Source organism: Acidovorax sp. LjRoot204 (genome assembly GCF_056175785.1).
On record NZ_JBGFFF010000355.1, the window covers coordinates 1 to 1219 of the forward strand.

Sequence of the window (1219 nt, forward strand, 5' to 3'; positions counted from 1 at the left end):
GACCTCTTCAATGACATCCACGTCATCAGAATCAACTTCATCAAACGCCGCGACGCACTCAATCACGTGCCCCAGCATTCTGGCCACATACTGTTCGGCAGCGGTATGCGAGGGGAACTCATGCATATCAACCGCCGCCTGCAGAGCATAGAGATCCAGCGGGTTGACGTGGAGCCTCATTGCGATGTTCGACACGAGCGCGGGGTAAGCGAACATGTCGCCAGTTCGATTGGTGATGTCGTCATGAATGTCGACAAGTGTTAGCCACGAATCCCAATCGACGTCGGCCCAGGGAACAACACCCTTGCTCACCGCCGAAGCCACTGCAATGTCGAGTTGCAGCATGAGTGCTTCCCTGTCCTCCCGGACTTTCGCTGCATCCTCACCCCCAGCCGAACCTTCTGGCACTGAGTGAAGGTTCTGATAGCCGGCCGCTTGTGCCGCCAGCTCCTGACACGCCGATAGCGGGTATGGGGCGGTGTGGTCCTTGAAGAACGAAGGCAATAGCTTCTGGAGGCGCTTAGCCTCGCGCTTGATGCGCTCACGCGACATGGTGACTCCTGAATTGTGGTTGGAAGGTGGTACGAATGCCCGCTGTTCGCAACGACACCGACGCACAGGTCAGGGTTGCGTAGTACGTAAAGCGTGGATCTGGTGAACACCCGATGCCGTCGAGGCGGCTTCGCCCTTGCGGGCGGCGCGGTAACAGGTCGTACCGCTGGGGATAGCATGCGCTCGGCATGCTTCGTTGTCTACTGCTCAGGCGAGCGCACCGCGGCCGCCCACAGAGGGAGTTCTTAGCGCCAGTACGTMACGCCGTCATCGCACTTGAAGGCGCGCTTGCTCGGCGTTGTCGCAACGATCGGGGTCGCAGCGACCCCGCCGCTTGGAATGGTCTTGCTGGGGGGAATGGCGGTCACCGCGGTGGTGACCAGTACGTCACCCTTCCTGTGCTCGATCAGCTTGCAGTTGTGCTCGGCAGCGAAAGCCTCCCACTGATCCTGGTTCTTGCCGGAAAGGAAGAAAAGGCCGGTAATCAAGCCCACGCACAGTACGCTCAGGCCGCCTAAAACCACTTGGTCTTTGTCCATGTCGCCCTCGGCGATGATCGGGAAACGCCCTGCAGGCGCTGTCAATAAGCATGATACGCTAACGAAAGTTTCCACACCACGCCGCCGCCATGACCCAGCACACCACGCTCCTACTGGCCTATGAGGGC

2 protein-coding genes are annotated in these 1219 nt (G+C 59.6%); both read right to left on the reverse strand.

The genetic code is table 11. The features are described 5' to 3' along the window. On the reverse strand, window positions 1–552 hold a 552-nt coding region (locus AC04MI_RS25330), incomplete at its 3' end, for a hypothetical protein (RefSeq protein WP_476499067.1). Between the two features lie 245 nt (window positions 553–797). Beyond that, window positions 798–1091 (reverse strand): hypothetical protein, encoded by a 294-nt coding sequence (locus AC04MI_RS25335; protein ID WP_436001165.1) that lies wholly within the window; start codon window positions 1089–1091, stop codon window positions 798–800. Window positions 1092–1219: the final 128 nt, after the last annotated feature.